This window comes from Mycobacterium sp. OTB74 (assembly GCF_029892685.1).
Classification (GTDB): domain Bacteria; phylum Actinomycetota; class Actinomycetes; order Mycobacteriales; family Mycobacteriaceae; genus Mycobacterium.
The window spans coordinates 1-23,398 of sequence record NZ_JARXVD010000024.1 but is presented as its reverse complement, the minus strand read 5'-3'; the positions used below and the strand labels follow the sequence as shown (position 1 = coordinate 23,398).

General features: G+C 64.5%; 21 protein-coding genes. 11 read left to right on the top strand and 10 right to left on the bottom strand.

What is annotated here, in order from left to right:
• The first annotated feature begins 143 nt into the window (after positions 1–143).
• The 3 genes from M2432_RS24465 (at position 144) to M2432_RS24455 (ending at position 4,383) form a co-directional block, all read left to right on the top strand.
• Positions 144–710 (top strand): TetR/AcrR family transcriptional regulator, encoded by a 567-nt coding sequence (locus tag M2432_RS24465; RefSeq protein ID WP_280829434.1) that lies wholly within the window; start codon positions 144–146, stop codon positions 708–710.
• Between the two features lie 14 nt (positions 711–724).
• On the top strand, positions 725–2,983 hold the full coding sequence (locus tag M2432_RS24460; protein ID WP_280829433.1) for a molybdopterin-dependent oxidoreductase: 2,259 nt from the start codon (positions 725–727) through the stop codon (positions 2,981–2,983).
• A 158-nt stretch (positions 2,984–3,141) separates the two neighbouring features.
• Positions 3,142–4,383 (top strand): cytochrome P450, encoded by a 1,242-nt coding sequence (locus M2432_RS24455; protein ID WP_280829432.1) that lies wholly within the window; start codon positions 3,142–3,144, stop codon positions 4,381–4,383.
• Positions 4,384–4,387: 4 nt separating this feature from the next.
• On the opposite strand, the gene M2432_RS24450 is transcribed toward M2432_RS24455, so the two are convergent.
• A complete protein-coding gene (locus tag M2432_RS24450; protein ID WP_348536336.1) occupies positions 4,388–4,657 on the bottom strand; it encodes a hypothetical protein in 270 nt (89 codons plus the stop codon).
• 275 nt (positions 4,658–4,932) lie between these two features.
• Between M2432_RS24450 and M2432_RS24445 the strand changes: the two genes are divergently transcribed.
• Positions 4,933–5,679 carry a helix-turn-helix transcriptional regulator gene (locus tag M2432_RS24445; protein ID WP_280829496.1) on the top strand — a complete coding sequence of 249 codons (747 nt, stop codon included), beginning with the start codon at positions 4,933–4,935 and terminating at the stop codon, positions 5,677–5,679.
• 44 nt (positions 5,680–5,723) lie between these two features.
• Here the strand turns inward: M2432_RS24445 and M2432_RS24440 are convergent, their stop codons facing one another.
• Both M2432_RS24440 and M2432_RS24435 read right to left on the bottom strand, forming a co-directional pair.
• The gene (locus M2432_RS24440) at positions 5,724–6,428 is read right to left on the bottom strand and encodes a L,D-transpeptidase (protein ID WP_280829495.1); all 705 of its coding nucleotides are present in this window, start codon (positions 6,426–6,428) and stop codon (positions 5,724–5,726) included.
• A gap of 187 nt (positions 6,429–6,615) precedes the next feature.
• Positions 6,616–7,899 carry a hypothetical protein gene (locus tag M2432_RS24435; RefSeq protein WP_280829430.1) on the bottom strand — a complete coding sequence of 428 codons (1,284 nt, stop codon included), beginning with the start codon at positions 7,897–7,899 and terminating at the stop codon, positions 6,616–6,618.
• Positions 7,900–8,153: 254 nt separating this feature from the next.
• Here M2432_RS24435 and M2432_RS24430 point away from each other — a divergent pair, with 254 nt between their 5' ends.
• Complete coding sequence (locus M2432_RS24430) at positions 8,154–9,587, top strand: oligopeptide:H+ symporter (protein ID WP_280829429.1); 1,434 nt, start codon at positions 8,154–8,156, stop codon at positions 9,585–9,587.
• Here the strand turns inward: M2432_RS24430 and M2432_RS24425 are convergent.
• Together M2432_RS24425 and M2432_RS24420 are read right to left on the bottom strand one after the other, a co-directional pair.
• A complete protein-coding gene (locus tag M2432_RS24425) occupies positions 9,559–10,428 on the bottom strand; it encodes a cytochrome c biogenesis protein CcdA (protein ID WP_280829428.1) in 870 nt (289 codons plus the stop codon). The genes M2432_RS24430 and M2432_RS24425 overlap by 29 nt on opposite strands.
• 4 nt (positions 10,429–10,432) lie before the next feature.
• Entirely contained in the window at positions 10,433–10,945 is a 513-nt protein-coding gene (locus M2432_RS24420; RefSeq protein ID WP_280829427.1) for a redoxin domain-containing protein, read from the bottom strand.
• 189 nt (positions 10,946–11,134) lie between these two features.
• Between M2432_RS24420 and M2432_RS24415 the strand changes: the two genes are divergently transcribed.
• Complete coding sequence (locus M2432_RS24415; RefSeq protein WP_280829426.1) at positions 11,135–11,566, top strand: DUF6188 family protein; 432 nt, start codon at positions 11,135–11,137, stop codon at positions 11,564–11,566.
• A gap of 38 nt (positions 11,567–11,604) precedes the next feature.
• Here M2432_RS24415 and M2432_RS24410 read toward each other — a convergent pair whose 3' ends face one another.
• Positions 11,605–13,527 (bottom strand): NAD(P)/FAD-dependent oxidoreductase, encoded by a 1,923-nt coding sequence (locus M2432_RS24410; protein WP_280829425.1) that lies wholly within the window; start codon positions 13,525–13,527, stop codon positions 11,605–11,607.
• Positions 13,528–13,594: 67 nt separating this feature from the next.
• Here M2432_RS24410 and M2432_RS24405 point away from each other — a divergent pair, with 67 nt between their 5' ends.
• Positions 13,595–14,872, top strand: coding sequence for a cytochrome P450 (locus M2432_RS24405; protein ID WP_280829424.1), 1,278 nt, complete (start codon positions 13,595–13,597; stop codon positions 14,870–14,872).
• On the opposite strand, the gene M2432_RS24400 is transcribed toward M2432_RS24405, so the two are convergent.
• Positions 14,856–15,239: a cupredoxin domain-containing protein gene (locus M2432_RS24400; protein WP_280829423.1), complete on the bottom strand. Its 384-nt coding sequence runs from the start codon at positions 15,237–15,239 to the stop codon at positions 14,856–14,858. The genes M2432_RS24405 and M2432_RS24400 overlap by 17 nt on opposite strands.
• A complete protein-coding gene (locus M2432_RS24395) occupies positions 15,236–16,138 on the bottom strand; it encodes a dienelactone hydrolase family protein (RefSeq protein WP_280829422.1) in 903 nt (300 codons plus the stop codon). The genes M2432_RS24400 and M2432_RS24395 overlap by 4 nt, the downstream gene beginning before the upstream one ends.
• A 134-nt stretch (positions 16,139–16,272) precedes the next feature.
• Between M2432_RS24395 and M2432_RS24390 the strand changes: the two genes are divergently transcribed.
• Both M2432_RS24390 and M2432_RS24385 read left to right on the top strand, forming a co-directional pair.
• Positions 16,273–18,069, top strand: coding sequence for an amidohydrolase family protein (locus tag M2432_RS24390; RefSeq protein WP_280829421.1), 1,797 nt, complete (start codon positions 16,273–16,275; stop codon positions 18,067–18,069).
• Positions 18,070–18,073: 4 nt separating this feature from the next.
• Entirely contained in the window at positions 18,074–18,547 is a 474-nt protein-coding gene (locus M2432_RS24385) for a nuclear transport factor 2 family protein (protein ID WP_280829494.1), read from the top strand.
• Positions 18,548–18,842: 295 nt separating this feature from the next.
• Here M2432_RS24385 and M2432_RS24380 read toward each other — a convergent pair whose 3' ends face one another.
• Positions 18,843–19,388, bottom strand: coding sequence for a hypothetical protein (locus M2432_RS24380; protein WP_280829420.1), 546 nt, complete (start codon positions 19,386–19,388; stop codon positions 18,843–18,845).
• Positions 19,389–19,668: 280 nt separating this feature from the next.
• Complete coding sequence (locus tag M2432_RS24375; RefSeq protein WP_280829493.1) at positions 19,669–19,893, bottom strand: recombinase family protein; 225 nt, start codon at positions 19,891–19,893, stop codon at positions 19,669–19,671.
• A gap of 253 nt (positions 19,894–20,146) precedes the next feature.
• On the opposite strand from M2432_RS24375, the gene M2432_RS24370 reads away from it, so the two are divergent.
• Positions 20,147–22,111, top strand: coding sequence for a hypothetical protein (locus M2432_RS24370; RefSeq protein ID WP_280829419.1), 1,965 nt, complete (start codon positions 20,147–20,149; stop codon positions 22,109–22,111).
• Between the two features lie 266 nt (positions 22,112–22,377).
• On the top strand, positions 22,378–22,800 hold the full coding sequence (locus tag M2432_RS24365) for a hypothetical protein (RefSeq protein ID WP_280829418.1): 423 nt from the start codon (positions 22,378–22,380) through the stop codon (positions 22,798–22,800).
• Positions 22,801–23,398: the final 598 nt, after the last annotated feature.

Below are 23,398 nucleotides of genomic sequence, written 5' to 3'. Positions count from 1 at the left end.
AACGTCCGTAACCAATGGTGCTCCCGGTACCGCCGTTGATGGTGGGGTTTTTGAATAAGTTTTCCGGCCTTTGATCGCCTGTTCGTCCCATTGCCATATGTATGCTGCTATACATAATTGTCCCGACGAAGGGAACTCCCGGCATGGCCAGCCCCCGTGACCGCATGGTCGCCTCCGCAGCGTTGCTCATCCGGGAACGCGGCGCGCACTCGACCGCGATCTCGGATGTGCTGGCACACAGCGGGGCACCGCGCGGCTCGGCATACCACTACTTCCCCGGTGGACGCACCCAACTCCTTTGCGAAGCAATCGATTTCGCAAGTGAGCTCATCGCGCGGCGGCTATCGTCAGCGTCAACCGCCCTGCAGTCGCTCGACGCGGTCATGGACGGATTTCGCTCCCAGTTGAGCGATACCGGGTTCCGGGCCGGCTGCCCTGTCGCCGCTGTCGCCGTCGAAGCCGACAACCAGCCGGTGCTCGAGCGTGCCGGAGCAGCATTCACCCGGTGGATCGACCTCGTCGAGACGCAATTGCGGGCCGACGGCGTCGAGGCAGATCGGGCCGCGGAGCTCGCCATGCTCGTCACCACTTCCATCGAAGGTGCCGTGCTGGTGGCCCGCGCCACCGAGTCGACCGCTCCCCTCGATCTCGTCCACCGGCAGTTGCGCGCCCTCGTGACTGCCGCGACTGAAGACAATCAGACCGCATAACGGAAGGCGTCGTCATGACCGGAACCCAGCCCGCCTGGCAGTCCACCGCGTGCATTCTGTGCGAGTGCAACTGCGGCATCGTCGTGCAGTTGGAGGGACGCACGCTGGCCAAGATCCGCGGCGACAAGGAGCATCCGGCATCGCAGGGCTACACCTGCAACAAGGCGCTGCGGCTCGACCATTACCAGAACAATCAGGCCCGCATCACCTCTCCGATGCGTCGGCGGCCTGACGGCTCCTACGAGGAGATCGACTGGGACATAGCCATCGAAGAAATTGCCGCAGGTTTCGCCCGGATCCGTGACACCTACGGCGGCGATAAGATCTTCTACTACGGCGGTGGCGGTCAGGGTAATCATCTCGGTGGTGCATACAGTGGGGCGTTCCTCAAGGCACTCGGCGCGCGGTATCGATCAAATGCGTTGGCGCAGGAGAAGACCGGCGAGTACTGGGTCGATGCCCAGCTCTACGGCGGGCACACCCGCGGCGAGTTCGAGCATGCCGAGGTGTCGGTGTTCGTCGGCAAGAACCCGTGGATGTCGCAGAGCTTCCCGCGAGCCCGCACCGTGCTGCAGGACATCGCCAAAGACCCACAGCGGTCCATGATCGTGATCGACCCGGTAATCACCGACACCGCCAAACTGGCCGACTTCCACCTGCGGGTCCGCCCCGGCACCGACGCGTGGTGCCTGAGTGCGCTGGCCGCCGTGCTGGTGCAGGAAAACCTTTGCAATGAAGCATTTCTCGCCGAGCATGTCACCGGCGTGGAGGCGGTTCGCGACGCCCTGCGCGCTGTCGACGTCGACGACTTCGCCGATCGCTGCGGCGTCGACGCCACGCTGTTGCGCGCCGCGGCGCGCCGGATCGCCAGCGCGACAAGCGTTTCGGTGTTCGAAGATCTGGGAATCCAGCAGGCGCCCAACAGCACCCTGTGCTCGTATCTGAACAAGATGCTGTGGATCCTGACCGGAAACTTCGCCAAACGTGGTGGGCAACATCTGCATTCGTCGTTCGCCCCGTTGTTTGCTGCTGGTGGTGTGGGTCGCTCGCCAGTCACCGGGGCGCCCATCATCGCGGGGCTGGTGCCATCCAATGTGGTGCCGCAGGAGATCCTCACCGACCATCCGGACCGCTTCCGCGCAATGATCGTGGAGAGCAGCAACCCCGCACATTCGATCGCAGACTCGGCCGCGGTGCGCGAATCCCTCAGTGCGTTGGAACTTTTGGTGGTGGTCGATGTGGCGATGACCGAGACCGCCCGACTGGCAACCTACGTGTTGCCTGCGGCCAGCCAGTTCGAGAAACCCGAGGCGACGTTCTTCAACCTCGAGTTCCCGCACAACACCTTCCATTTGCGGCACCCGTTGATGTCGCCGTTGCCGGGGACGTTGCCGGAGCCCGAGATCTGGGCCCGGCTGGTCCGCGCACTCGGGGTGGTCGATGACGCCGAACTCGACCCACTGCGCCGGGCTGCCCGTGATGGGCTCGACGCATACGCAGCGGCGTTCCTGACCGCCGTCGGCGCCAACCCAGGGCTGGGTCGAGTGTTGCCGTATGTCCTGTACGAGACGCTCGGCCCGACACTCCCGGACGGACTGGCGGGGGCTGCCGCGCTGTGGGGCCTGGCACAGAAGGCCGCCATGACCTACCCCGAAGCAGTCCGCCGCGCCGGCCACGCCGACGGCAACGCGCTGTTCACGGCCATTCTCGAAGGCCGGTCGGGAGTCACGTTCACGGTGCACGAATACGCCGACGACTGGAACCTGATCAGCCACGAAGATCACCGGATTGCCTTCGAGATTCCCGAAATGCTCGTCGAACTCGCTGCGCTGAGCACCGATCGGCCACCGTTGACCACCCCCGAGTATCCGATCGTGCTGTCGGCCGGCGAACGCCGCGCCTTCACCGCCAACGACATCTTCCGCGATCCCGGATGGCGCAAGCGTGACGCCGACGGTGCACTGCGAGTCAGCGCACAGGACGCGGCGGCCCTGCGGCTGGTCGACGGCGGCCGGGCCCGAATCACCACCGCAGCCGGCAGCGCAGAAGCCACGGTGGAGATCACCGACACGATGCTGCCCGGACACGCGGCGCTGCCCAACGGATTCGGGCTCGACTTCACCGACGCGGAGGGCAACGACCGGATACCCGGCGTGGCCCCGAACAGCCTGACATCGGCGAACTGGCGTGATGAATTCGCCGGTACGCCGTGGCACAAGCACGTGCCTGCCCGTATCGAAGCGCTGGTCGGTTCGAGCGCCGTCACCAGCTAACCGCCCGACCCCGCGGTCTGCTTCAGGCGGTTTATCACTGCCGCCGTGGGAGTTTTCCGAACCCGCAGCGATGAGCACCATCAGTGGTGTAGCAATGCTGGTATGCGCGGGAGGCCGCGTCATCGCCAGATCACACTGCTGTGAGGAGCGCATCCAGCATGCCGGTACCCAACCTTCCGCCCGGATTCGACTTCACCGACCCGGACATCTACGCCCAACGACTGCCGGTCGCAGAGCTGGCAGAAATGCGCCGGGTCGCCCCGATCTGGTGGAACGAACAGCCAACCGGCATAGGCGGATTCGATGACGGCGGCTACTGGGTGGTGACCCGGCACAAGGACGTCAAAGAGGTATCCAGGCGCAGCGACGTGTTCTCCAGCCAGGAAAAGACAGCCCTACCTCGTTACAAGGAAGGCGCCGTCGGCGAGCAGATCGACCGCGGCAAGTTCGTGCTGCTGAACATGGATGCCCCGCACCACACGCACTTGCGCAAGATCATCTCGCGGGCTTTCACGCCGCGCGCCGTCGAGTTGCTCCGCGACGAGCTCAACACCAGGGCTCAACAGATCGTCAGTGAAGCCGCCGCGTGCGGCTCAGGCGATTTCGTCGAGCAAGTGTCCTGTGAGCTGCCGCTGCAGGCCATCGCCGGGTTGATGGGGGTGCCGCAGGAAGACCGCAAGAAGCTGTTCGACTGGTCCAATCAGATGGTCGGCGACATGGACCCGGAGTTCGCCGACAACGACGGCATCACCGCGTCGGTCGAACTGATCATGTACGGAATGGCCATGGCCGCCGAGCGCGGCGCCAATCCCGGCGACGACTTGGTGACCAAGCTGGTCCAAGCCGATGTGGAGGGCCACAAACTGTCCGACGACGAGTTCGGCTTCTTCGTCATCCTGCTGGCAGTGGCGGGCAACGAGACGACCCGCAACTCGATCACCCAGGGCATGATGGCCTTCACCGAATTCCCGGACCAATGGGAGCTGTTCAAGAAGGAACGTCCCGCGACTGCCGCCGACGAGATCGTCCGGTGGGCCACGCCGGTCACCTCATTCCAACGCACCGCACTTGAGGACACCGAGCTGGCCGGCGTCCAGATAAAGAAGGGTCAGCGGGTGGTAATGTTCTACCGCTCGGCCAACTTCGACGAAGAGGTCTTCGACGACCCGTACACCTTCAATATCCTGCGCGACCCGAACCCGCACGTGGGCTTCGGCGGAACCGGCGCCCACTACTGCATCGGAGCCAACCTGGCCCGCATGACCATCGATCTGATCTTCAACGCCATCGCTGATCAGATGCCGAACATCCGCTCGTTGGCAGCACCGGAGCGGTTGCGCTCAGGCTGGCTCAATGGCATCAAGCACTGGCAGGTCGACTACACCGGTAAGTCTGCGTAACCGGTTACCGCGCAGCGATTTTGGATTGGTCTGGGTAATCCAGCAACGATCGCCAGAAGTCGTCGGGCACCTGTTGTCCGGAGCGCAGCACCATCGCCAGACCGGTAGCCATGGCAACGCCGAGCAGCCCGAGCCACAGCCCGGCAAGTGCGATGAGGACCCACAGCGCGGTGGTCAGGGCCGACCACGGCGAGACGAACACCAGGGCCGGCGCGAAAAAGAAACCGGTACCGATGTACCAGGATGAACCGGTGCGGTCGGCTGCCATCACCATTCGCAGCCAGCGCGGGATCGGCGACGCGGCCGGGCGCGGTTCACTCGGGCTCGGTGGGATGACTGGGCACACCTTGCGCATGTCGTCTCGCCTCCTGTGATGTTCTCGGATTGCCCGAGTTCCGTGGATGGTTCGAGCTTTCCCCGAGCTGGTATTCGAGACAATTACCTCTGAGGTAGTCGCCATCAGGCCCCGCCGCGGCGACACTGGACGGTGTGACCGCCTCCACCAACTGCCCGGCACTACCCCACCGCACGCCGCCATTCGGTTCGCTGATGAGGCAGTGGCGTCAACGCCGCCGGATCAGCCAGCTCGACTTGGCAATTGAGGCCGAGGTGTCGGCGCGCCATCTGAGCTTCATCGAAACCGGGCGTTCGGCACCGAGCCGCACTATGGTGCTCAAACTCGCCGATGCGTTGAATATCCCTGCGCGGGAACAGAATCGGATGCTGCTCGCCGCCGGTCATGCCCCGGTGTACGCCGAGCGGCCACTCGATGATCCGGAGATGTCAGCCGTTCGCACCGGGATCGAACGCGTGCTGGCCGCCTATGCGCCATTCCCCTGCCTGGCGGTTGACCACGGCTGGAACATCGTCTCCACGAATGCCGGCGTTGCGGTGTTGTTGCAGGGGGTCGCACCCGAATTGCTGGAATCGCCCAACGCCCTGCGCATTTCGTTGCATCCGAGCGGTTTGGCGCCACGGATACGAAATCTCGCGCAGTGGCGGCACCATGTGATCAGCCGACTGCAGCGCGAGGTCACGACCAGTGCTTCGGCCGAACTTCAGGATCTGCTCGACGAGATCGAGGCCTACCCCGGAGGGAACTCCGGGACAGCTGACCTGGGTGGGGTCGCTGTGCCATTGCAGATCGACGGACCCGACGGGCAGATACTCACCTTCCTCAGTACCGTCACCACGTTCGGCACAGCTCTGGATCTGACGGCCGCCGAATTGAGCATCGAAGCGTTTCTGCCCGCCGACGAGTCGACGGCACAGGCGTTACGCGGAATTACCGGCTGAGTCCAGCGACCTCGTGGGCTGGGACCCCCAGCCCACGAGAAAGGTCAGGCGTTGACGACGATCGGGTCGCCGACAGTCACCTGGTTGTAGTACCAGGACGCGTTGTCCGGGCTGAGGTTGATGCAGCCGTGGCTGACGTTCGAATTACCTTGCTGCGAAACCGACCACGGGGCCGAGTGCACGTAGACGCCGCCCCAGGTAACTCGCACCGCGTAGTAGACCGTCAGTTTGTAGCCCTCCGGGTCGTTCAGCGGAATGCCGATGGTGCGCGAGTCCATGACGACCGGGTTCTGCTTCTCCAGCGCAGCGAAGGAACCAACCGGCGTCGGATGCTTGGGCTTACCCATCGATGCCGGCATGGTCTTGACCACCTGGCCGTCGATACTCACCGTGAAGGTGTGGCCGCTGATGCTGGCTACGCCCATCGTCGATGCGCCAGTGTCGAATGATTGCTTGGCCCCACCGACCGACATCATGATGGTCGAGTGAGCCGGCCAGTAGGTGCTCGGCGTGAATTGCATGGTGCGCTCGTCCAGCCAGGTGAACTTGCCCTGCGGAGCACTCGACATCTTCGGCGACGAGAAAGCGATGGCGTGCTCGGCCGCGTCACGGTCGTCCACCGGAGCGGTGAAAGTCACCTTCACCGGCATGGCTACACCGACCATCTGACCGTTGCTCGGCGCCATCTTGGCTACCTTCAGTGGCGTGGGCAGCGCGGCCGTGGCGGCACCTGTCTGACCGGTCAGCATAAGCGCCGAAATTCCGACAACCACCAGCGCATATCGCACAGCTTTAAGCAACGCGTCCATCCTCGGGTCCGAGAGTCCTTGAATACATGGTAGTTCGGCGTCCGACCGATTCTTGTTAGCCAGGAGTTAGAAACGTCACCCTATGGGTCCGATCCTGCCAATCAGCTGGCGCCTCACAGGTCCTCGGTCAGGGGACCAGCTGGCCCATTCCCCGCAGTCGATCCATGATCCGCGACCTCAGCGTGCGGTGGTCCGACACGTCCGCCGGTGCACTGTTGACGACGGGTGGCGCCGCCTGGATGGTTTGCACCACCGTCGGCGTGTCGTTGGCAGGAGCCGGTGCCACCACCGTTGCAATCTGGTCCGGTACGGCCGCGGGAGCAGGTTCGGATACCGCATCGGGTGCCTGTGTGACATCGGGAGCCGATTCGATTGAGTCGTGAGCCTGCGCAGGTGCTTCTGTGGGCGGTACGGCTCGCACCGCACTGGGTTCAGCCGCGGGGGTCACCGGCGCCGGCGCAGCGGACGGCGCGACCACCGATGCCGCGGCAGGCGGGTGCGACGGCGGTGCCGTGCTCACCGGTCCACCGTGGTCGCCGGGCAGGAACTGCAGGGTGATGGCGATGGACGCCGACGCTACGAACGTCACCGAACCCAACGCCAACATGGTGAGCGGCAGCGCGGGTGTCCATTGCCGACGCCGGACCTCGTCGGGTCGGTGCGTACCGGTCACCACGGGCTGCTGCGGGTCCCCCAGTTCTCCCGCGATGTCGTCCCAGTCGTCGAGCCGGGGCACGTCGCCGAAGATGTACGATCGGGGCTGCTCGCGACTGGCTGCTGAGACCAGGGCCGCTCCGCGGGCCAGGGCCAGCTCGGCTTCCGCGGGTGAGAACACAGGTACCGACAACGCGTCCTGCAGGTCCGGCAGTATGTCGTCGAAATCGCCCGCCGAGCCGACCACGATCAAGGCGTCGGGCTGCCGGGCAGCGCGGGCGAACATGGTGCTCAACCAGCTGATCAGGCCCTCGTTGGACTCGATCGCGTGGTTGTATGCCGTCTGCATCGAGCCGCTGTCGGGGTGCACGATCAGTGCAATCACCACATCGGCTTCGATTGCGCACACCGCGGTGGTCTCGTATCCGGTTACCTCGGCGATGCCACGGGCCAGCGCCTCGGTTGCCTCGGGCGTGCGCACCGGGACCACGTTGTCGAAGCCTGATTCCGACAGGGACCGCATGAGTATGGACGCCTCGGCATCGGCGTCCATACTCCAGGTCAGACCGATCGCCTTGAGCCGTAGACCTCGTTCGGCCGCGAGCGCCTCGCTGCGCAATACTGCCGCGGCGGCCTCGTCGGACGTGCGGATCTCGTACGCACCGCGCTCCATGGTCGGGCCGTCGGCGTCACAGCCCTCTACCAGCACCAAGCCAATGGACGACGGAGTCATCGACAAGCCGAGCACCGCGTCCACGTAAGCAACCTTTCACAACCGCACGGCGACGCGCCATGACATGCCTGTGCCCGCACCCCCATGCGAAGACGGCCCTGACCCACGGCAATAGCAGCCACCCTTTGAGCCAGGAGAATACCTGTGAAGCGGGCTGCATCACAGCATCGACAGCCCCTCCGACCAGCGGATATTTGCCATACAGCGGCATCTCCGAGATCAAACCGTTATCAATATTTGCCATCACGAACCACACCCCGGCGTGGCAAGGTGGGCCGATGAGCCGGACCATATTCGGACACCCGATGGCTCTTGCGAACCTCTTCGGTGTCGAATTGTGGGAGCGGTTGTCGTTCTACGGAATGCTCACCATCCTTGGCTATTACCTCTATTACTCAGCCACCGACGGCGGCCTTGGACTGCCTCAACACACTGCGACCGGACTCGTCGGCGCGTATGGCGGACTGGTGTACCTGTCCACAGTTTTGGGCGGTTGGGTCGCTGACCGACTGCTCGGCATGGAGCGGACGGTGTTCTACGGCGGCGTCGTGGTCATGCTCGGGCACATTGCGTTGGCATTGCTGCCGGGGCTCACCGGGGTGGGCGCCGGACTGGTCCTGGTGGCCGTCGGATCAGGCGCGCTCAAGGCAAACGCATCGTCGTTGCTGGGCACGTTGTACGAGCCCGGGGACGCCCGTGCCGACGGCGGATTCACGCTGTTTTATCTGGGAGTCAACCTCGGTGCGTTCATCGGCCCGCTCGCCACCGGCGTGCTGCAAACGCGCGCGGGGTTCCACTATGGATTCGGGGCCGCCGCCGTGGGAATGGCCCTGGGGTTGATCCAATATGTAGTGTTCCAGCACAATCTGGGCGATCACGGTCGATACGCACCAAATCCATTGCCAGGAAACAAGGCAGCCACCCATCTGGCAGTTGCCGCGGCCGGTGTGGCGGCGGTCGCGGGAGCCATTGTCACCGGGCTGTTGACTCTGCGCAACCTGCCTCAGTACACCACCGCGGCAATCGTCCTGGCGGCTGGCGGGTACTTTGCGATGCTGTTGACCAGCCCGAAAGTCATTGCGGCAGAACGATCCAAGGTGTACGCGTTCCTGCCGCTCTTCATCGCCAGCGCGGTGTTCTTCTCGCTGTTCCAGCAGATTTTCACGGTTCTGGCGGTCTACTCGGATCAGCGGGTGGACTGGCGCATCCTGGGCTGGTCGGCGCCGGCCAACTGGATCGGTTCGATGGAGCCGGTGTGGGTGATCGTGCTGTCACCGCTGTTCGCGCTCGCCTGGACTAGGCTGGGAGATCGGGCACCCACCACGCCTCGCAAGTTCGCCTGCGGCGTGGTCGGCATGGGCGCTGCCTTCCTGTTGTTCCTTCCCATGGCCGCATCGCCCGGCAGGACCGTGCCGGTGCTCATGGTGGCGCTGATCCTGGGCGTATTCGCGGTGTCTGAGCTGTTGATCTCGCCGATCGGCCTGGCAGTGACGACTCAGCTTGCGCCGCAAGCATTTCGCTCGCAGATGATGGCGCTGTTCTTCCTGTCTGCAGCACTGGGCACGGCACTGTCCGGTGTCCTGGCCAAGTACTACGCACCGGACCATGAGGTCGCCTATTTCGGCGCGCTGGGCGTCGTCGCGGTCACGGTGGGCGCTGCGGTGTTCGCCATCGCCGGCCGAATCAGTCGTCTGATGCCCGGTGTTCACTGACCGTGTTGCGCACCTTGTTCTTTCGCACCAACACCAGGACTGCCGCCACGACGGTGATGGCGGCCAGCAGCAATGCCACCGTCCCGATGTACCCCGGCCACCGATAGACCCAACCCGCCAGCGCGCCCTGAATCCGGCCGGCCACCGCAATGACCGGATCCGGTCCGATCATGCCCCGCATGCGTAATTCGTAGCCACCGTAATAGGCGACATACAGCCCCGTCAGCACCAGCAGCACGCCCGCTGCGCGCTGCACCTGCCGGGCGTGGCGGTGCAGGCCACGCGCGGCCACGGCACCGGTCACCGCGGCGATCACCGCCAGCACACCAACCAACGCGGTAAAGCCCGCCACATACGCCACGAACGGGCCCAGCCAGTTGCGGCCGGCCACCCCGATACCGGTGACCGCCAAGAACGGCGCGACAGTGCACGACAACGACACCAGCGCATACACGACCCCATAGCCGAACATCGAGCCCAGCCGGGCACTCGGCCTCCCCCGCCCCGGCAACCGGGTCCGGACCGACAGCGACCGGCCCAGCAGCTGGCGCACGCCGAGCACCACCAGGGCCACACCGATCAGCAGGGTTGCCACCGGAAGTGCCTGTTGCACCAGGTCGGCGACGGTGATGGCCAACAACCCGAACCCCCCGAACACCACAGCAAAGCCGATCGCCATAACCACGGATGCGGCCACTGCACGTAGGACCGACGCCGTAGGGCCGACCCCGCGTCCACGCGCAACCAGGGCCAGATAGCCGGGCAGCATCGCAAAACCGCAGGGATTGAGCGCAGCGATCATTCCGGCGGCGAAGGCCACCGCCAGCATGCTGGTGTTCACCGGGTTAGCGCGTCAGCGCCGCCACACGGTCGGCCAGCTCCGAGGCCGGCATGGCCGCGGTCGGGTTGTTCACGAATGTCGAGGACCCGTCGGCCCGGTAGAACACGTAGGCCGGCTGCCAGGGGACGTTGTAGCGGGCCCAGATCGACCCGTCGGCTTCGTTCACCACCGGGAAGTTCAGGTTGTATTTCGCCACGAAGCCACTCATGGCGCCGGGATCAGCGTGTGCCGCGATCCCGACGAATGCGACGTTCGGGTTGGCTGACGAAACCTGTTGTACGCCAGGGGCTTCGGCGTTGCAGAACGGACACCAGGGGGTCCAGAACCACAGCACGGCCGGTTTGCCCACCAGGCTGGCCCCGTTGAACGTGCCGCCGCCAAGGGTGGTTCCGGTGAACTGCAGGCGGTCGTCAGCAGATGCGCGCGGCGGGCTGGCGATGGTCAGCATCAGGGTTACCACAATGGTGACCACAAACGCCGCGCAACACCTCTGCACGACGTTGATTGTTCGCAGCATCCGGGACAAATCAGCGGATTCTATGGTGTACCTCCGGTAGGTCTGCGGGCAGAGTTTGCCAGTACTTGTAATACGAGGTCGGCTGATACCAGGTTCACCCATCACGGCAACGGATCGCGGGTGATCGGCAACTATTTTCAGTGGCGAACTACCCTTGTGCCGGCCCGCACAGAGTTTCACAGTGAAGATATGACTGAGCAGTGGATTCAAGGTTGCAAGGTCCAGCGGATCGCGTTTCACGACGGACTGGTTCTAGACATGGACGACTACAACGAAGTGGTGATCACAACCCCGTTGCGGCTGACTCTGCCCGCAACCCCGACCGACGGTCAGGAAGTGGTGACGATCAACCCGGCCCAGATGAGGCCGCAGGAAAGGCCGTTGTTCGACTTCGCCGGACAGCAGTGCACCCACGCCGACTGGGATGACACCGGTTGCCTGCACTTGGCGTTCGCCGATGGTCACCGGATCGACGTACCCAGCAGTGACTCCCGCACCTCATGGGAGCTGTACGGCAAGTACCACGGCTACGCCGCGTGCCTGTCGCATGGCCGCGTGCGGGTGGTCCGTCACGACATGCCCGATGACGACGCGGAGGCGGCCGAGGTCGTCAACGGTTGATCGGCCGACTTGATCGACCTCCCGGCTGCCACCACCGCTCAGCCGAAGGTGAAGTCCTCCGGGTCTACGGTCCTGGTCCAGGTCCAGTAATCGACCAACCGCCAGGGGCTCAGGGTGTAGATGTCGCCGTCGGCGTTCTTGTAAAACGAATGTTTGATCGACGGCTGCGACCACACCATGGTGCGCATCTCGGCCTGAGTGCGCGCCACCCAGTCGTCCAGCCGCTCTCCCTTGGGCTCCATCGCGGTCCGCTGCCCGGCGACCAACATGTCCAAACACTGTGAGATGTAACGCATCTGGCATTCGGAGTGGAAGATCAGGCTGCCTCCGCTGGCCAGGTTGGTGCCCGGGCCGTACATGCAGAAGAAGTTCGGGAAGCCCGGCACGGTGATGCCCAGATAAGCCGTCGGCCGCTCCCCCCATTGCTCCGCCAGCACCAGACCGTCGCGTCCGGTGATGGTCATGGGCCAGAGCACCTTGCCGGCATGAAAACCGGTGGCGTAGACGATCACGTCGGCCGGATACCGGGTGCCATCGGTGGTCACCACCGCGTCGGGCTCGATGTGGTCAATCGACGTGCGGATCAGGTCGACGTTGTCGCGGGTCAGGGTCTGCAGCCAGCTGCCGTTGTCCTGCAGGGTGCGTTTCCCGGTCGCCGGGTAGTCGGGAATCACCTTGGCCCGCAGTTCCGGATCATCACCAATCTGGCTGGTGATCCATTCGGTGAACATGATGCGGGTGATGTCGTTGATCTCGCTGACCGCACGCTGCTGGTCGGGGAAATCGGGGTCGACCTTGGCGGCAGCCAGGCCTTTGTCGCAGCCCGGCCAGAACAGCAGGAACCGATACCAGCGACCGTAGAACGGCAGGTGCCGCAGCGCCCACTGCACGCCGGCGCCGACCTTCTCGTGGTAGTTGGGGTTGGGGAACATCCACTGTGCGGTGCGCTGAAAGACGTTGAGCGAGGCGACCTTTCCTGCGATCGCCGGGGCGATCTGGAAGCCGCTGGCGCCGGCACCGATCAGTGCCACCCGCTTGCCGGTCAGGTCAACGTTGTGGTCCCATTCGGCAGAGTGGAACGCTGGGCCGGCGAAGTCCCGCTGACCCGGGATGTCAGGGGTATGGGGACGATTCAGCTGACCGACGGCGCTGATCACCGCGCGGGCGGACAGCACCTCCGGCGCCCCGTCCGGGTTGCGGACGGTGACCTGCCAGGTCGCGGTGTCCTCGTCCCAGACCGCGCCGGTGACCTCGGTCTGGAATCGCACGTGCCTGCCGATCCCGTGCTTGTCCATCACATGCTGGAAGTAGGCCTGTAGTTCTGGTTGCTCGGCAAAGAATTGCGTCCAGTGATCGCTGGGCTCAAAGCTGTAGCAGTAGAAGTGATTTCCGACGTCGACCCGAGCCCCCGGATAGCTGTTGTGCCACCAGGTACCGCCGACGCCGGCGCCGCGCTCGATGATGGTGAACGGGATGCCGGCTTCTTTCAGTCGGATTCCGGCGAGCAGTCCTGATTCGCCGCAGCCGATCACCACCACGGGGAATTCGGCGGCGGCGTGCTCGGGAGCGCTGACCGCGCGCACATCGCGACCGTCAAGCTCCATCTCCTCGAGCACCATGGGCACGTATTCGTCGGGCACCGGCTCGCAGACCAGCCACTCCATCATCTCTTTGAGCAGCTCAGGGCCCACCGGCTGGGGTTCGGGGCAACCACGGTCGCGGTAGTCGGCGATCACCTCGACGGCCAGCTTGCGCACCGCGGCCTTGTCGTCCTCGGACATGTAGCCCTGCACCTCGTTGAGGAACAGTCCAGCCGGGCGCAGCGCACCGCGAATCAACTCGGGGTCGCCGGACATGTGCACCAGCGAAAGCATCAGTGTCGGGATGCTGACATCCTGCAAAGCGCTGGCGATCTCTTCGTCTGACGCCGTAAACGGTTGCCCTGCATGTGGGTTACGCACCCTATGGTGCTACCACGTCGCGCCGATTCCGCCTCGGGCGGGTCCGGCGAGTTCTAGGCTGACGAAGATGACCCTCGCGTTATCGGCCAACGGCACACCTCCTCCGGACATTGCGCTGTCGGACATCGACCTGAGTTCGGTCCGATTCTGGGGTCGCAACGACGCGTTCCGGGACGGCGCTTTCACCACGCTGCGCCGGGAGGCGCCCATCGCATTCCACAACGAGTTGACCCAAGAAGGTGTGACCAGCGGGCCCGGGCACTGGGCGCTGACCCGGTACGACGACGTGTTCTTCGCCAGCCGACATCCGGACATCTTCAGCTCGGCCCAGGGCATGACGATGGGCGATCAGACTCCGGAACTGGCCGAGTACTTCGGGTCCATGATCGTGATGGACGACCCCCGGCATACCCGGCTGCGGAACATCGTGCGCAGCGCGTTCACTCCGAAGGTGGTGTCGCGCACCGAAGAGTCGGTGCGGACCCGGGCCCGGCACCTGGTGCAGTCGATGATCGAACGCAACACTGACGGTCAGGGCGAGATCGTGGCCGACCTGGCGGGCCCGCTGCCGTTGCAGATCATCTGCGACATGATGGGTATCCCCGACGAGGACCATCAGCGCATCTTCCATTGGACCAACATCATTCTCGGGTTCGGCGACCCGGACCTGACCGCCGATTACGAAGAGTTCTTTCGCTGCGCCATGGGGATCGGAGCCTACGCCACTGCCCTGGCCGACGACCGGCGCATACATCCCCGCGAGGACCTGACGACCAACCTGGTGCAGGCCGAGGTCGACGGCGAGCGACTGACCTCAGCGGAGGTCGCGTCGTTCTTCATCCTGCTGGTGGTGGCCGGCAACGAGACCACCCGCAATGCGATCAGCCATGGCGTACTGGCGCTCAGCCGATTCCCAGAGCAACGTGACCGGTGGTGGGCTGACTACGACGCAGTGGCGCCGACGGCCGTCGAAGAGGTCATCCGCTGGGCGTCGCCGGTGGTCTACATGCGCCGCACCCTGACCCAGGACTTCGAGCTGAGCGGAGTGAAAATGCAAGCCGGGCAAAAGGTTACGATGTGGTACGGCTCGGCGAACCGGGATGAGGACAAGTTCGAGCAGCCGTGGCTATTCGATGTGCTGCGCAACCCCAATCCCCATCTGGGCTTCGGCGGCGGCGGCGCGCACTTCTGCCTGGGCGCCAACCTGGCCCGCCGGGAGATCGCCGTGGCGTTCGAGGAACTCCATCGCCGGGTGCCGGATCTGACGGCGACCGCCGAGCCGGACCGGTTGTGGTCCCCGTTCATTCACGGCATCAAGCGACTCCCGGTCAGCTGGACGCCCTGACGATCAACGCGCCGACCATGCCCGGGTGGTACACGCAGTAGTACGGGTACTCGCCCGCAGTGGTCGGTGCGGTGAATGTCGCCCTCGAGTTGGCTTCTACGCGAACATCGAACTGCCCCTTGACCTTCGAGGTCACCGTGTGTGCCACATCGTCGTTGTTCAGCACCGTGACGGTAACGCCGGGCCTGACTTTGATCGGGTCACCGAAGTTCAACGCGGTGATGGTGATCGCCGGGCCCTGCACCGGCCCGCTGACCGGTGCGGGGCTGCTGGACATCGAGTCGTGGGTCGGCGAAGGCGCCGAGCAGCCGGCGAGCAGCGCCGCCGTCAGCCCCAGCGCCGCCGCAGTGATCCGCACAGCGTTCATGCCAGGTGCGTGTTCAGCCAGGCCTGTAGCTGTTTCCAGGCGTCGGCGGCAGCGCTGCCGTTGTAGCGCTGCCCGGTGTCGTTGAAGAACGCGTGGTCGGCCTCGGGTTCGACGACGATCTGGCTAACCATTCCGGCCTGGCTCAGGGCCGCGGCAGCGGCATCCTTGGTGCTGGTCACACGCTCATCCTTGGCTCCGTAAAAGGCAAGCACCGCCGCCTGTTTCGAGCCGGAGAAGTCGTGATTGTCCGGCAGCGGACCGTAGAACGGCACGGCGGCCGCGAGCCGGGGTTCGCCGGCGGCGAGCAGCTGCCAGGTCAGCCCGCCGCCGAAGCAGAAGCCGACCACCGCCACCTTGGCGCCCGGCGTGCGGCGCTGCAGTTCATCGATGCCCGAGCGCAGGTCGGCAACGAACTGATCGGGGGTGATCTTGCCCAGTTCGGCGGTGGCCTGAGCCGGATCCTTGAACGCCGCGGTTCCGCCCTGCCCGGACAACAGGTCGATACCCAGCGCCGAATATCCGGTGCCGCCCAGGCGCCCGACGACTGATCGCACCCAGTCGGTCAGGCCTTTGTTCTCGTGGATCACCAGCACTGCTCCGCGGGGTTGCACGGCAGCGGCCCAGGCGCCCTGTAGCTGGCCGCCGAGGCCGTCCCAAGTGATGGGCGTGGTCTCGATGGCGTTCTCCATGCCCGGTGGCGGCCCAGGTGCGATGGAGGCGTGCGACGGCGACGCGGGGGTCTTGTTCTCATCGTTGCCACAAGCGGCGATCAGGGCGCTCGCGGCGGCAGTTCCGAGGCCGAGCAACGCCAGTCGGCGCATTGCCTCCCGGCGGGACAACAGGCCGTCAGCGTGGTCGGTGGCGATTTCCTCGGCGATGTAGCGCTGTAGGGGGGTCACGTCGAGTCAGTATCCGCCCCCACGCTGGGTGTTAGGTGGATATCTACCCAGACTCACCCGTGTCGAGTAGACATTTTCATAAAAGTGTTCACTTTTTCGTTGACACCGGCGCAACCGGGCTGTTCTATGGCTAGGTGACTTCTGCCGCACGCTTCGACACGATCATCCAAAACGGCCGTTGGTTCGACGGGACCGGCGCCGCATCCGCTGTGCGGGACATCGGCATTCGGGACGGCCACGTTGTGTCGATCGGCACGGACCTCGAGACCGCCGGTTGCCCGCAGGTCATTGACGCCACCGGCAAGTGGGTGCTTCCCGGCTTGATCGACATCCATACCCACTACGACGTCGAAGTGCTGGTCGGTCCGGAACTGGCCGAGTCGTTGCGGCACGGCGTCACCACGGTGATGCTCGGTTCCTGCTCGCTGTCAACCGTGCACGTCGACGGCGAAAATGCCGGTGACCTGTTCGGCCGGGTCGAGGCCATCCCCCGCGACCATGTGATCGCCGCGGTCGATGACAACAAGATTTGGAGCACGGCAGCCGAATATGCGGCCGCATTGGAAGCCCGGCCGCTCGGACCCAACGTGTGCGCCTTCATCGGCCACTCGGACATGCGCACCGCAGTCATGGGCCTGGATCGAGCCACCCGCAAAGACGTCAGCCCCACCCGTGGCGAGCAGGCCGAGATGGAGCAGATGCTGATCTCGGCGCTGCAGGCCGGGTTTGTCGGAATGTCTTCGCAGCAGCTGCTTTTCGACAAGATCGATGGCGACACCTGCCGGTCCCGCACGTTGCCGTCCACCTACGCCAAACCGCGTGAGCTGCGCCGGCTCAAGTCGCTGTTGCGCCGCTCTGGCCGGGTGCTGCAGTCGGGTCCCGACATCGCCAATCCGCTGAATCTGGTGTCACAGCTGGCCCAGTCGCTCGGGCTGTTCCGAAGCAACCTCAAGACCAGCCTGCTGTCGGCGGCTGACATCAAGGCCAACCCGTACTCGATCTTCATCATGGGCCCGCTGGCCCGGCTGGTGAACAAACTGGGCGGCAACTTCCGCTGGCAGCACCTTCCCGTCCCGTTCCAGGTGTACGCCGACGGTATCGACCTTGTGGTGTTCGAGGAATTCGGTTCGGGCGCAGCAGCTTTGCATCTGCGCGACGAAATCGAGCGCAACGATCTGATGCGCGACGAGCAGTACCGGCGCTGGTTCCGCAAGGACTACGAGCACAAGCTCGGCATCCGGGTCTGGCAGCGCGACTTCTTCGACGCCGAGATCGTGGGCTGCCCGGACGAGTCGTTGGTCGGCAAGACCTTCGGTCAGGTCGGCGTGGAGCGCGGACTGCATCCGGTGGACGCCTTCCTGGACCTGGTTCTCGAATATGGCCGCGACGTCCGTTGGCGGACAACCATTTCCAACCACCGCCCCGATGTGCTCAAGAAGCTGGCCCAGGACCCAGGTATTCAGATGGGCTTCTCGGACGCCGGCGCGCACCTGCGCAACATGGCGTTCTACAACATGGGACTGCGACTGCTGCGGCACGTCCGCGACGCCGAACGAGCCGGCACCCCGTTCCTGAGCATCGAGCAGGCCGTGCACCGGCTGACCGGTGAGCTGGCCGACTGGTACCGGCTGGACGCCGGCCACCTGCGGGTCGGCGACCGCGCCGACCTCGTGGTGATCGACCCCGAGCGACTCGACGAGTCACTGGAGGCCTATGCCGAGGAGCCCGTGTCCCAGTACGGCGGGCTGTCGCGCATGGTCAACCGCAACAACGACACCGTCACCGCCGTATTCGTCGGCGGAGAGACCGTGGTGCTCAACGGTGAGCCGACCAACCTGGTGGGCTCCACCCGTACCGGCCAGTTCCTGCGATTCGGCCAGCAGGCTCCCGCGTTGCAAGCTCAGAAAGGTGAATTCGCCAGTGTCCGTTGAGGAAATGTCCGCCGAATCAGTGTCGGCCGCAGAGGTAACCGTCGAGGAAACAGTCCGTGCAATGTGGCAAGCACTGTCGAACCGGGACTGGGAGCTACTGAAGACGTACCTGTCCGACGACTGCATCTACCTGGACATGCCGGTGGGGCCGGCAGCGGCAGCCCGCGGGCCAGAGGACATCGTCAAGCGCCTGAAGATCGGTCTGGAACCGCTGACGTCCTACGAGAACTTCGACGGCCTGCTGCTGAGCAACGGTGCCGATGCCACGTATGAGCACCATGAAGAATGGCATTGGGCCACAGGTGAATCGGCGGTGTTGAAGTTCGTGACGGTGCATCGCGTCGAGAACGGCAAGATCACCCTGTGGAAGGACTACTGGGACATGAGCGGCCTGGCCAACTTCGCGCCGCCCACATGGCTGGAGGATTTCGCCACCGCCGACATGTCCTGGGTGTTCGACGCGACGGGGCTGGTCTGAAGCGGTTGTCGCACGCCTATCGACGGCTCATGTGGAGTTAGCTAGCACGGGACTCCCCAGGCGGGTCGTAAGCCTTCACCCCGGCGTTACCCCGGCGAGCGCGTGGCTATCCCGGTCTTGGTACGCTCCACGCGCACTACGCCTTTGGTGCCGCCATCTGGGCCGGTGGTTAGGGTTAGGTCGCGCACCTTCAGGCCTTATACCTCGGCGCGAGGTAACCCGGCATAGCACATAAACAACACCAGCAGCCCGTAAACCGGGTGGGCGCGGGCGGCTACCGCTTCTGCCAGGGCGGCTACCTGCGGCCCGGTAAGTGGGCGGTGTTCAAAGTTGTTGGCCGGCTGGCGCTTCCGGTGGCCCTATCGATGGCTTCGGCGGGGTTCGTGGTTAAAGCGTTCGCGCGCTGCGCGTACCGGAACACCGCCGCGAACGGCCACCACACGTTCCTTACCGAGCGGCGGCTAAGGCTCGCGGCTAGGTCGGCCCGAAACTCTTCGCAATCCACCAAAGTTATTGCGCCGATCGCCTTACCGCCGAAACGCGGCAATATGTCGTGCGCCAGTATGCGCCCGTAATTATCAAGCGTCCCAATCTTTAACGTGCCCTCGGCGTACCGCGTCCGCTGCTCCACGAGCCGCACCGCCGCGTAATAGCCGAACGTCAGCGCGCCTGCCTTACGCTGGTGAGCCAAGGCGCTTACCGTGCCGGTGTGGCGCGCGGCGTTGAGCTCGTCGCGGCTCGCTTCCGCTGCCTCGCGGGTTGGGTAGCTCTCCTGCCGCGCACGTTGCTTACCCGGTATGGGCGAACCGTTGGCATCCGGGGCGGGTTCGCACCAACACACCTTCGTAGCGGCGGAGGGGCTGGCCCTTACGCTTGGCGGTCGTGTCGTAGGTGCGTATGTAGGCCATATGCTAATTCCGCTTCTAGCGGTTGTACTTTAATGCTTGTTAGCTCTTCGGCGTGGTTGCGGGCTGTGGCCTTATCGGGAAACCGAACCACGTGAATCATGTCCGAGCAATCTGCGTACGACCAATGCGCCGTGCCGGTTTCGCCGTTGTGGATGTCCCACGGGGAGTGTACCCAAACGCGCTCCCTGGGGCTGTCGCGGTCCGTGTGCGCGGTCATGCGGCTGTGCCTGTCGTGTTGGCGCGCTTAAGTATTCGCGTGACCGTGGCGCTAGTCCAGCGCCCGCCGCGCTTTGTCGGGTGGCCCTCGGCGGCGAGCACGTGGTCAATCTCCCGCGTCGAAACGCCCTGTGCCGCCAGCGTTTCCATCTTCGCCAGGGCGCGCTGCTCGGCTGGGACGGGTACGAGCGCGCGATTCGGGTTCGCCACTCGCAGAACCATCAAGTTAAAAAACAATATCTACCGATCATGTGACCACCGACATCGCCGCCTTCCAGTTTTGAGACCGCCACCGCTGAAACGGGTTAGGCCGAACGGCAGCCAGCGAACCCGTTGTGGCGGCATGTATCGCAAGCAGGCTGAAGACAAGAACGGCCCAGAACGAACAAGTGCGACGGCTAGTGAGGCCAGGCGATCGCAGCCTCAATTGACGAAAAATGCGCATCCGTTTTGTCGCCGCTGATAATTTGCACGAATGTCGGCATTGACGTTGGCGCCCGCGAGAACGTTCGGACACGCGAGGAGATGGTGTTCGACGACAACGTGGGGCTCTGCTCGTTGGCAATCGGGCCTCGCAGCGGCTATCGCTGCTGTCATCTTCTGGCCACAGGCGTCGGTCGACCCCGTCGTCGGGCTCGATCCCTCTTGGCAGGCTGGGCTGGCCCTAGCCCGGATGCAAAATCTGGCGTGGGGTCCCGGGCTCGTATTCGCGTACGGACCCCTTGGGTTCCTGCAGACCACCGCCTATTACTCGTTCGGTCAGTCGCTACTAGCCACGATCTACCAGCCCATCATCGTCGCCGCCCTGTTCCTCGGCATCGCGGCAGCGCTGCGCCAGCGCCACGCCCCGATGACATCGCTCATTGGCGCGTTCGTCACGACCGGCATCGTCGCCATCCTGCACATCGGTCATGGTTTGGGAGTTCCAGGCCTCGAGTACCCCGAGTTGGCCGTTCTCGCGGCATTTGCGTGGGGAGCCGTGCCTCTGTTGGAGGACGATCCAAAACGCTCGACGGTGTTCACCACCTGCATCGTGCTCGGCGCGGCCGCAGGGTTTCAGCTTCTGGTGAAGTTCAACATCGGTCCCACCATCGTGACCATAGCGCTGGCCGTGTCAGTGCTGCTCGACTGGAGAGCCGTCGGGCGCCATTGCGCAACGGTGAGCGCGTTCGCGGCGTCCACCTGTATCTGGTGGGTGCTCGCCGGCCAACGGCCCGTGGACCTGCCCGCCTGGCTCAAGTCCAGCGCCGCCGTGACATCAGGCTACAGCGAGGGGATGGCTATGCCCCTCTCCCCCGTTGTCGTGTTGATCCTCGCCGGGATGGGGGCACTTTGCGTGATGTTCGTCCGTGGCCGCCGGGAGATCCCCCGCCGCTACATGGTGCTGGTCGGCCTCGTGACCGCGATCACCGCCAAGACCGCGTTCGCACGACTTGACCTATGGCATATCTATCCTCTGCTTGCCGTCATCGTCGTTACGGTGGCCATCACCCCATTCTCCGGAATCCCTAAAATCTCTCGCCGTGCCTTTGTAGTGGTTGTGGCAGCCATCGTCCTTGTCGGACTTGGCATTGGTACCGCCGGAACGCTCGCATTCGGATATCCCGACCGCACCGTGGCGGCAGTGCAGGCGCCCGTGCAAGCGGTCGACCGCCTGGTCACGCTCGCCCTGCCAGGCCACGTCGACCAACGCGTCGAACAGGCCAAGGCGCGCCAGCGTGCGCTCTACGCCATCCCAGACCGCTTCATCAAAACCGTCGGCTCGGGAACGGTCCACATTGACCCCGACGAGACCTCGGCCATATGGGCCTACGACTTTGCGTGGCGCCCGGCACCCGGCTTCCAGACTTATCAGGCCTACACGCCCGCCCTCGATGACCTGAACAGCGAATCACTGGTTACGGGGCCCCAATTCGTCCTGTCCCGGCTATCGCCGACCTCGCCCGCCACTAGCATCGTCGACGGCCGGCTTGGCGTGCAAGAATCGCCTCGGTATTCGCGTGCGCTGCTATGCAACTACACCGTGAAAGGCGTCGAGAACCGCTGGGCGCTCTTCACCCACAGCGGCCCCCACTGCGGGCCGCTCACTGAGCTGTCACAGGTCCCCGTCCGAGGGAACGACGTGGTCACCGTCCCCGCTCCCAGCCGACCGGACACGGCGGTACTGGTAGGGATCGACCTGCAGCCTACCGTGGTCGACCGGCTCTTCCGGGGAACCGTGGCTCCGCTGACCATCCCGACGGTCGTGCTCGACGCGGGCACCTACCGCCTCATCGCCGCCAACGCCGCCGAGCCATTTCTCGTCAATACCCCTGCGTCGGTGGCTGGCACGAACCTGCAGATCCACGCCCACACCATCAGTGTTGGCCGTGCCCCATCGATGGGTCAGAGCGACGTCGCTGCGCGACTGCGTTTCTACGAGATGAGCGTCGAACCATAACCGGCGGCTGCGCTCCAGCCGTTCCTGCGGCTCAGGCGCTGCCGGCAGCGTGAATGCGTCCCGGACGCCGAGGACCGCGCGGGACTCAGTGGCTAGAAGAAGGCACCGCCCTCACGTCGATCGTGTGGCTACCCGCCGATCTTGTGGCACCGGCACCATCCACTCCGTTGCTGCACCAACCACTGCTCGTTTTGCGCGTCGACGGGCCTTCGTCTTACAGCAACAAGCTGCCAGTACCTACCTGGCCTGACCTACAATCCACACGCATGAAGCGCCTCGCACTGACCGCCTCCGCGCTACTGCTCGCAGCGTGCGGAAACGCCACGCACACCACAGCCTCGACCATGACGGTCACGCAAACTGGCCCCGCGCAGCCCACCGTCACTCAAACGGTGGGTCACACACCGCCGCCACCAGCGGACCCCAAGACCCCCGTCAACGCTCATGGCATGTACCTTCCGATCATCGAAAATGACGGCACGTATCTTGTCGGCGTCGACATGCCGGCGGCCATGTATCGCAGTCCTGGTGGGACGATGTGTCATTGGGCTCGGCTGCGTAGCCTTGATACAAACGACATAATCGATAGCAAGACGACCGGTGATCCGCAGGTAATCACGATTCGGGCGAGTGACACCGCTTTCTTGACGCAAAACTGTGGGACCTGGCAGATGATTCCCCCCTCCTGAAGGCGTTCTAACCTTCTCAGCCCCACATCTTTGGGTTGGATTTCACCTGTTCGCGCCTATCGCGGCGACGAATCGCCCATCAAAACCAGGGTCGTGGCGGCCCGCCGATCGATGGCGAACGCGACCCGGTCGTCCAACACGCGGGCGGGCCGTCGACAGCGACGACACCGCCGGGCGGCGCCCCGTAGGTTGATCCCTACGCCGCAACGCTTTCGCCTCAGCAACCGGACGACAGAAAGTCCGCGCCAACCTTTCATAGCCAACGTCCCGCGCGGTCGGCTGACGCCAAATGAGTTCCCACCCCACCCACACCTAGAGGTGCGCTATGGAATCAAGCCCCTGTGGTAGCCATCGGCGATATTGCCGAGTGATGCTGCAATTCATTGCAAATTCATTGCAATTCGGTTTTCCGCGAAACGCGAGCGTCGTACGCTGTCGAGCCGATATCACTGTGGTTAGCCAGTGTCAGCGCCGCCACAAGATAACCGCTGCGAGCCCAGATGGGGTCTGCTGCACGAATAGGTGACACCTGATCTGCCTAGTTTTCAGAGCTGGGCTGAAAGGATGTCATCGTGTCCAAGCCGTATCCCAAGGAGTT

Excerpts from the sequence above, each read along its gene's own strand:
- M2432_RS24420 (WP_280829427.1), bottom strand. The coding sequence starts at position 10,945 with ATGCTGCGAACAATCAACGTCGTGCAGAGGTGTTGCGCGGCGTTTGTG.
- M2432_RS24400 (WP_280829423.1), bottom strand. The coding sequence starts at position 15,239 with ATGAACGCTGTGCGGATCACTGCGGCGGCGCTGGGGCTGACGGCGGCG.
- M2432_RS24445 (WP_280829496.1), top strand. The coding sequence starts at position 4,933 with ATGAGGCAGTGGCGTCAACGCCGCCGGATCAGCCAGCTCGACTTGGCA.
- M2432_RS24455 (WP_280829432.1), top strand. The coding sequence starts at position 3,142 with ATGCCGGTACCCAACCTTCCGCCCGGATTCGACTTCACCGACCCGGAC.
- M2432_RS24460 (WP_280829433.1), top strand. The coding sequence starts at position 725 with ATGACCGGAACCCAGCCCGCCTGGCAGTCCACCGCGTGCATTCTGTGC.
- M2432_RS24370 (WP_280829419.1), top strand. The coding sequence starts at position 20,147 with ATGTCGGCATTGACGTTGGCGCCCGCGAGAACGTTCGGACACGCGAGG.
- M2432_RS24365 (WP_280829418.1), top strand. The coding sequence starts at position 22,378 with ATGAAGCGCCTCGCACTGACCGCCTCCGCGCTACTGCTCGCAGCGTGC.
- M2432_RS24450 (WP_348536336.1), bottom strand. The coding sequence starts at position 4,657 with ATGGTGATGGCAGCCGACCGCACCGGTTCATCCTGGTACATCGGTACC.
- M2432_RS24415 (WP_280829426.1), top strand. The coding sequence starts at position 11,135 with ATGACTGAGCAGTGGATTCAAGGTTGCAAGGTCCAGCGGATCGCGTTT.
- M2432_RS24430 (WP_280829429.1), top strand. The coding sequence starts at position 8,154 with ATGAGCCGGACCATATTCGGACACCCGATGGCTCTTGCGAACCTCTTC.
- M2432_RS24440 (WP_280829495.1), bottom strand. The coding sequence starts at position 6,428 with ATGCTGACCGGTCAGACAGGTGCCGCCACGGCCGCGCTGCCCACGCCA.
- M2432_RS24405 (WP_280829424.1), top strand. The coding sequence starts at position 13,595 with ATGACCCTCGCGTTATCGGCCAACGGCACACCTCCTCCGGACATTGCG.
- M2432_RS24465 (WP_280829434.1), top strand. The coding sequence starts at position 144 with ATGGCCAGCCCCCGTGACCGCATGGTCGCCTCCGCAGCGTTGCTCATC.
- M2432_RS24375 (WP_280829493.1), bottom strand. The coding sequence starts at position 19,893 with ATGGTTCTGCGAGTGGCGAACCCGAATCGCGCGCTCGTACCCGTCCCA.
- M2432_RS24385 (WP_280829494.1), top strand. The coding sequence starts at position 18,074 with ATGTCCGCCGAATCAGTGTCGGCCGCAGAGGTAACCGTCGAGGAAACA.